This window comes from Hyalangium sp. (genome assembly GCF_045802625.1).
GTDB lineage: Bacteria > Myxococcota > Myxococcia > Myxococcales > Myxococcaceae > Hyalangium.
Genome location: NZ_JBJMQP010000051.1, coordinates 47,493 through 54,042, shown reverse-complemented (window position 1 = coordinate 54,042; position 6,550 = coordinate 47,493). Strand labels below are relative to the sequence as shown.

Sequence of the window (6,550 nt, the reverse complement as noted above, 5' to 3'; positions counted from 1 at the left end):
TGGTGCTTGGAGCCCTTCTTCCCTCTGTCCGTCGGATTCTTTCCGGTTTCGGGCCCCCCTTTTGAGCCCGCACGCTGGCGGAGTCGAAGGAGACACGACTCCAGTCGATGCGTCCTCTCATGCCCAGCTCGTCGAGCAGTTTCTGCTGCAGCTTGCGAAAGACGCCCGCCTTGGCCCACTGGTTGAGTCGGCGCCAGCAGGTGATGCCGCTCACCCCGAAGACTTCTGCCGGCAGGTCCTCCCACCCGATGCCCGTCCTGAGCACGAAGAGGATGCCTCGCAGGGCCGCTCGGTCATCTGCGTACGGGCGGCCTCCCTTGCGGTGACGACACCTCCGCGGCAGCAGGGGCTCGACCCGCTGCCACAGCGCTTCTGAAACCAACTCGCGCCTCATGCCCCGAAGATGCGCATCGGCTCCATCAGTCGCAGGCCCACCCTGGCCGTGGCGGGGTTATGAAAGGAAGTCTTAGGGTTTTGCTTCCGCCTTGATGCGGCTTCGATTCCCGCCGCCTCCACTGAGCCTCGTGGCGCCAGTGCCTGGAGGTCAGTGCCAACGGCGCTCAGGCTCCGAAGGCCTGCGTGAGGCGCGCAATGGCTCCGGGCAGGCCGCGCACGCGGAGCTTGCGCCCGCGCTCATCGAAGGCCTCGGAGAGCACCGTCGTGTGCTCGTACACCTCGCTGATGCGCGACTGGGAGGCGTAGGGGATCACCAGGTCCGCATCGACCATGGAGGCCGCGAAGGTGTGCAGGATGCGCTCGCGCAGGAGCCCCACGTCCTCCGGCCGGTGCGCGGAGAGCAGCATCGCCTCCGGGTGGCGCGAGCGCAGCGCCTCGTGTGCCGCCGCATCCAGCCGGTCCACCTTGTTGAAGAGCAGCTGGCTCGGGACGGCGTCCGCTCCGATCTCCCGCAGCACCGTGCGGGTGACCTCCAGCTGGGTGTTCCAGGTGGGGTCGGACGCATCCACCACGTACAGCAGCAGCGAGGCCTCGAGCGCCTCGTCGAGCGTGGAGCGGAAGGAGGCGACGAGATCATGCGGCAGCTTCTGGATGAAGCCCACCGTGTCCGAGACGAGCACGCGCGGACGGCTCTCTGGCTGCAGGGCCCGCACCGTGGTGTCGAGGGTGGCGAAGAGCTGGTCGGCCACCAGCACCTCACTGCCGGTCAGGGCGCGCATCAGCGAGGACTTGCCTGCGTTGGTGTAGCCGACCAGCGCCACGCGCAGCTGGTCGCGGCGCGCGTAGCGGCGCTGGTCCTGGTCCTTCTGGATGGCGGCGAGCCCCGCGCGCAGCTCGGCGAGGCGGTCGCGAATCTTTCGGCGGTCGAGCTCCACGGCGGAGTCCCCGGCGCCGCGGCCCTGCTGCCGCTCCCTTCCTCCGGTGGACTCGCGCAGGCGGGGCGCGAGGTAGTTAAGCCGGGCGATCTCCACCTGCATGCGCGCCTCGTGGCTGCGCGCGTGCCGGTGGAAGATGTCTACGATGACGCCTGTGCGATCCAGCACCTGCGCCCCGGTGGCCTTCTCCAGGTTGCGCAGCTGGCTCGGGGAGAGCTCGTGGTCCACGACTACAATCGTGGGGCGCTGCGCCACCTCGCCCGGGGCGTCCGCCGCGGGCGGTGCGGCCTCCTCGTCTCCGGGCTCCTCGAGTGCCGCGTCCGCGGACTCCCAGCGCTCGCGCGCCTTCGATGTCCGCTCCTGCGCGCCGGATGCGACGACGCCGCTGCCGCCGGTGAGCTGCGCCAGCTCCTTGAGCTTGCCGGTGCCCAGCACCGTCCCGGAAGCCAGCCCCTCGCGGCGCTGGCTCACGGTGGCCACCGCGTCGTAGCCCAGGGTCTTTACCAGCCGGGCGAGCTCCGCGAGGTCTGCAGCGTGCTCCGCGTCCGAGACGCCGGGGAGTTGCACGCCGACGAGGACGGCAAGAGGACGGGCAGGGTGGGTCTTCAGCATGCAACTGCTCATACCATGCCGTTCCGCGTCAACGTGGAGGCGTCCGCCTCTAGCGAGCCCTCGCCTGCCCCACCGCTTGCGCGGGCACAGCCCACCCGTCCGTGGCTATCTAAACGGTGTCATGGATGATGGCGCACCCGAATCTCCGCTTTCGCTTCTCTGCCGCGGCTGCGGCCTGTGCTGCGATGGCAGCCTCTTCAGCCATGTCGGGCTAGAGCCCGAGGAAGTCGGCCAGCTCCACGCACTGGGAATTCCCACGCGGACCCTTCGCAGCGGTACGGAGGTGCTTCCGCAGAGGTGCTCCGCGCTCAAGGGCCGCGACTGTGGGATCTACGCAGCCCGTCCGGCGAGCTGCGCTGCGTATCAATGCGTGCTCGCTGCATCTCTCCTCGAGGACCGGGTCACCCTGGAGGAGGCACAGGCCGTCGTGAAGAAGGCGCAGCGCCTGATTGCTGACGGTCACGCCCGAAGGTTTCTGCGACAGCAGTTCCGCGGCCGCAAAGGGCTCGACTGATCCTGACCCGCATGTGCCCCCAGTGTGACCCTCCAGCGCGGAATCAGACGGGACGAGACGGGATGGAGCGGGAGAACGAGCCGACGAGAGCTCAAGGCGTTAGCCGGTAACAGCGCGACCTGCATAGGGTTTTGCTCTCGCCTTGCTGTGGGTTCGACACCCGCCGCCTCTATCGGGAGAGGTCTACCGATAGTCCAGGGGTGTCAACGTGGGCGGAGACTTGCTCCCGATCAGATCTCCACACGGCAGGTCCGTGCGCAGGCCCTAGGGGTCCACTGCTGACCAGTCAGTACCGGGGCCACTACTGACTGGTCAGTAGCGGCGCGCCCCCCGGTTCGCGAGGGGAGCCTGCCGCGCAAGTGCCTGTGTTTACAGGAAAGCACTCGTTGGCCCGCCCTGTGCTCTAGGCCCTCTCACGGCCGACGCAGCAATCGGCCGGGGGGAGGCACCCCGCCTCCCCGAGGGGGAACCCACGATGTTCACGCTGTTCCAGACGAAGCCGAAGTCAGTCGCCAACCCCGTGCAGGCCACCTTCCCGCAGGACATGACGCTCGACCAGGTGCGCGCCGCCATGATCCAGCTCATGGGCGAGGAGAGCATCAACCACCACCGCATGGGCCAGCTGTACAACTACGTGGTGGACAAGAAGCTGGCAGAGCTGGCCGGCTTCAAGGATGCCCGCGACTGGGTCCGCCAGAAGCTGGGCGACATCTCCCAGCCGACCTTGACCACCTACGGCGCGGTGGCCGGCAAGTTCAGCGAGGAGATCGCCGTCCGCTTCGGCGTCACGTGCCTGTCGCTGCTGCTCACCTACAAGGAGCTGGCGGGTATCAAGGTGGACCACGCCACGCCGGGCCCGACGCTCATCGACGTGCCAGACGCCAAGGGGGGGTGACGTCCAAGCCCTTCTCCGCGTGCAGCGTGGCGGAGATGCGCCGGGCGCTGCAGGCCAAGCGCAAGCCCACCTCCAGCAAGCCCTTGCCCCCGGAGGCCGTGGCGCGTGTCGATCAGATCACCCAGGTGGTGATGAGCTGCTTCCAGAAGGGCGATCCGGTGCGGGTGCAGCTGCGCAACCACCAGGGTGAGGCGGTGGTGGATGTGAAGGGCATTCCGCTGGAGAAGTGGGACACGCTGGTGGAGACGCTGAAGGCGGAGAAGGACAAGGAGCCCCAGGCGTAAACCCTGCGGCTTGAACGGCGGCGCCGCGCTCCCGAGGCCCAGGAGCGCGGCGCCGCTTTTTTTCTGCGGGCCGCGGCCGGCGGGGGAAGATTCTGATGCAGAGAATCCACGGAAGCGGTGCGACTACGCGCGGGCGAAGGCACTCCTGCCGCATCACGGCGGGACGTTGCGGAGCGCCTTAGAAGTGCCCCCACCGACTTCCATGTCCCTGGGATCTCCCCCGAGCCTTGCCGCCGCGGCCAGCGCCTCGGGCGCATTCATTCGCGGAACAAGGGTTGGATCATCGCCCCTGTCCCAGGCTGAGTACAGGCGGTTGATCTGTGTGGCGTAGGAGACCTGGAGCTGGCTGCGGTTCCTCTGGACCTTGCCCTGCCCCACCGGCCGGAGTACGGCCTCGCAGAACGGCTTCGCGAAGAGCGCAAAGCGGACGATTTGCTCAACGGTCTCGAGGCCTGTGTTCAGCGAAGCGAGCTCGGCACGGACCTGGAGGTAGAGCCCGGGGTACTCGCTCGGATCAAGGTAGCCGTCGGCCTCCTGTACCGGTATCGGGTCGGAGACGACAACCAGCGCCGACAGGTACGGGCGCTGATCCCCGACGAGCATTGCCTGGTGGACCCAGGGAAGCCCCTCGAGCATCTCCTCGATACGGACCGGGTAGATGTTGCAGCCCTCGGGCGTGTTGAAGACGTCCCGCTTCCGCCCGTGCAGCCGCAGCCAGCCGTCGGGTGCGAGCGCTCCAAGATCCCCTGTCTTGAAGAAGCCCTCTTCGGTGTACGCCGCCTGCGTCAGCACCTCTTGTCCCAGGTAGCCCGGCATCTGCGCTGGCGAGCGCACGAGCACCTCCCCATCCGCCGCGATCCGCAACTCCACGTCCCCGGCCACGCGGCCGGTATGCCCTTCACGCCACTGGCCCCTCGGGGTGATGGAGACGAGTGAGAGCTCACTCGAGGCGTAGTACTCGATCACGTCGACCCCCGAGCTGGCGATCGGGCGCAGCATCGCGGGGTCCGGCTTGGCCCCGCCCACCAGCAGCACGCGGGCGCTTGGGCCCAGCGGCGGTCCCACGGGATCCCGGTGGTACTGCGCCATCAACGAGCGCAGAACGCGCGGCGCCATCACCAGATACGTCGGCTGGAACCGCCGGAGCTCCTCAATCGGCATCGCGGTGTCGAGCCGCGTGGGGATGCAGAGCTCCGCCGCGACGAGCATTCCCGTGCAGAGCGCGTGGACCCCCATGCTGTGCAAGAGCGCCGGGGCCATGAGGAATCGCTGCGGAGGGGCCTCGTCCGCGCGGAGATCCAGGCTGCGCTGGCGCGCATCCCGGAGCCAGGTGCGATGTTGGCGTGGCACGAGCTTCGGCTCGCCCGTGGAGCCCGACGTCGGCAGGATGAGGAAGACGTCCTCTCCTTGGATCGGCTCTGCGCACTCGCGGAGGAAGCACAGCGAGGACTCGAGGGACTCCTCGGGCGGAGCGTCCAGGCACTCCCCTGGCCCTGCGTGCCCAGGGATGCCGAACGCAAGCGGGCGAAGGCCAGCGCCAGAGACCGCTGGCACCGCCTCGGCGGCGCAGAACGCGCGAGAAGCCCCCACCCGTCGAGCGATCTGAGAGAGGTAGCTGGCCGAGAAGAGCGGAGAGAGGGGGATGGGCTGAACCCCCGAGAACGCACATGCCAGGTAGAAGAGGATGTTCCGGCGCGTCTCATCCGAGTAGCTCACCACGCGCTCGCGCCGGTGAAGGCCGAGCTGGCGAAGGCGCCCGATGCTGGACGCGACGCGCCGGGCCACTTCACCGTAGCTCAGCCGCTCCTCGCCCGCGGCCGTCAGCACGCGCAGGAAGATTCGCTCGGGGAAACGCTCGGCGGCCCTGAGAAAGAGCTCGCAGACGGTCTCTGCCATGAGTCCTCCCGCGCGGTCTCAGGGCAGCCGGAGCGCTGCTTTCATCGCATTGAACCAGTCGTGGCGCAGTGCCATGTACGCAGTCGTCCCTTGCAGGATCCGGGCGCGATCGGTGGCGCTCCAGGCGTCGGACTCGAGGATCTCCAGCCACTCCTTGGCGTGGTCCTCGTCTGCCTCGACGTGCACGGTGAAGATCTCCATGGCCTGCGCATCGAACCGCCGCCGCCTCAGCGCGGAGACCAGCCGCACGCACACCCTATGGAATGCCGCCTCCATGGCGAAGAAGACGCCGAGCGCCCAGGTGGGGTGGGCGTTCGCCACGAGCGCGCTGCGGAAGTTGAGCAACGTGAGCGAGGAGATCAACAGCTCTGGATCGCTCCTCCGCCCAGCCTGGTAGGTCGAGATTCCGCGCACCTCGTCGTAGCTCATGCCGAGCTGCGCGAAGAACCGGGCGCGCATCCGCTCATGCGTCTGCCCCGAGACCTCGTCGCTGACGTTCCCGAGGATCATCCCGCGCGTGGCCCCGGTCGTCCGCTGCGCGAGCGCGAGCAGGTTGCTGGTGAAGCCCTGAGTGCTCGCGAGCCAGTTCTTCGCATAGAGGACCAGCCCGGCTTCAGTCGGCAGCTCGCAGATGGCGTCGAGGAAGGGGTGGTCCACCTGCTCGGCGCGAGCGATCAGCGCCTCGAGCGCCGCGCGCATTCGCGGCTGGTCGATCTCCGCCGGGGCGTCGCCCTTGGGCAGGCTGCCGCGGACCAGCGCCTGGCTCAGCACCGCCCACACCGCGGAGGCGATCGGATGCACCGGCACACCGAAGGCATTGGAGACGTTGAGGTAGTGCAGCAACCGCTCGGCCCGCTCGAGCGCCTCGGGAGTCCGGCGCTCGAAGGCCTCCACCGCCAGGGCGGAGGCCTGGCGCGCTGCCTCCTGAAGGGGCTCGGGGGATTGTGTTCCTTCCCAGGGGAGCGTGGCCTGTAGCTGCTCCAGGGATTGAATATCCAAAGCTCTCGATGCGCTCATG

At 68.3% G+C, this 6,550-nt stretch carries 6 protein-coding genes and 1 pseudogene; 3 read left to right on the top strand and 4 right to left on the bottom strand.

All coding sequences use genetic code 11. From position 1 onward, the window contains the following. Both ACJ8AT_RS09685 and hflX read right to left on the bottom strand, forming a co-directional pair. A pseudogene (locus tag ACJ8AT_RS09685) lies at nucleotides 1-394 on the bottom strand (IS5 family transposase); the annotation flags it as partial. Between the two features lie 166 nt (nucleotides 395-560). Next, complete coding sequence (hflX, locus tag ACJ8AT_RS09680) at nucleotides 561-1,943, bottom strand: GTPase HflX (protein WP_407737370.1); 1,383 nt, start codon at nucleotides 1,941-1,943, stop codon at nucleotides 561-563. Between the two features lie 121 nt (nucleotides 1,944-2,064). On the opposite strand from hflX, the gene ACJ8AT_RS09675 reads away from it, so the two are divergent. The 3 genes from ACJ8AT_RS09675 (at nucleotide 2,065) to ACJ8AT_RS09665 (ending at nucleotide 3,636) form a co-directional block, all read left to right on the top strand. Further along, complete coding sequence (locus ACJ8AT_RS09675) at nucleotides 2,065-2,457, top strand: YkgJ family cysteine cluster protein (protein WP_407737369.1); 393 nt, start codon at nucleotides 2,065-2,067, stop codon at nucleotides 2,455-2,457. 475 nt (nucleotides 2,458-2,932) lie between these two features. Next, nucleotides 2,933-3,352 (top strand): hypothetical protein, encoded by a 420-nt coding sequence (locus ACJ8AT_RS09670; protein ID WP_407737368.1) that lies wholly within the window; start codon nucleotides 2,933-2,935, stop codon nucleotides 3,350-3,352. Next, the gene (locus tag ACJ8AT_RS09665) at nucleotides 3,349-3,636 is read left to right on the top strand and encodes a hypothetical protein (RefSeq protein ID WP_407737367.1); all 288 of its coding nucleotides are present in this window, start codon (nucleotides 3,349-3,351) and stop codon (nucleotides 3,634-3,636) included. The genes ACJ8AT_RS09670 and ACJ8AT_RS09665 overlap by 4 nt, the downstream gene beginning before the upstream one ends. Nucleotides 3,637-3,789: 153 nt before the next feature. Here ACJ8AT_RS09665 and ACJ8AT_RS09660 read toward each other — a convergent pair whose 3' ends face one another. Together ACJ8AT_RS09660 and ACJ8AT_RS09655 are read right to left on the bottom strand one after the other, a co-directional pair. Next, nucleotides 3,790-5,532 carry an AMP-binding protein gene (locus ACJ8AT_RS09660; RefSeq protein WP_407737366.1) on the bottom strand — a complete coding sequence of 581 codons (1,743 nt, stop codon included), beginning with the start codon at nucleotides 5,530-5,532 and terminating at the stop codon, nucleotides 3,790-3,792. An 18-nt stretch (nucleotides 5,533-5,550) separates the two neighbouring features. Then, nucleotides 5,551-6,549: an iron-containing redox enzyme family protein gene (locus tag ACJ8AT_RS09655; protein ID WP_407737365.1), complete on the bottom strand. Its 999-nt coding sequence runs from the start codon at nucleotides 6,547-6,549 to the stop codon at nucleotides 5,551-5,553. Nucleotide 6,550: the final 1 nt, after the last annotated feature.

What these genes read in the sequence shown, in the direction of transcription:
- ACJ8AT_RS09655 (WP_407737365.1), bottom strand. Translation starts at nt 6,549, where the DNA reads ATGAGCGCATCGAGAGCTTTGGATATTCAATCCCTGGAGCAGCTACAG.
- ACJ8AT_RS09675 (WP_407737369.1), top strand. Translation starts at nt 2,065, where the DNA reads ATGGATGATGGCGCACCCGAATCTCCGCTTTCGCTTCTCTGCCGCGGC.
- hflX (WP_407737370.1), bottom strand. Translation starts at nt 1,943, where the DNA reads ATGCTGAAGACCCACCCTGCCCGTCCTCTTGCCGTCCTCGTCGGCGTG.
- ACJ8AT_RS09660 (WP_407737366.1), bottom strand. Translation starts at nt 5,532, where the DNA reads ATGGCAGAGACCGTCTGCGAGCTCTTTCTCAGGGCCGCCGAGCGTTTC.
- ACJ8AT_RS09670 (WP_407737368.1), top strand. Translation starts at nt 2,933, where the DNA reads ATGTTCACGCTGTTCCAGACGAAGCCGAAGTCAGTCGCCAACCCCGTG.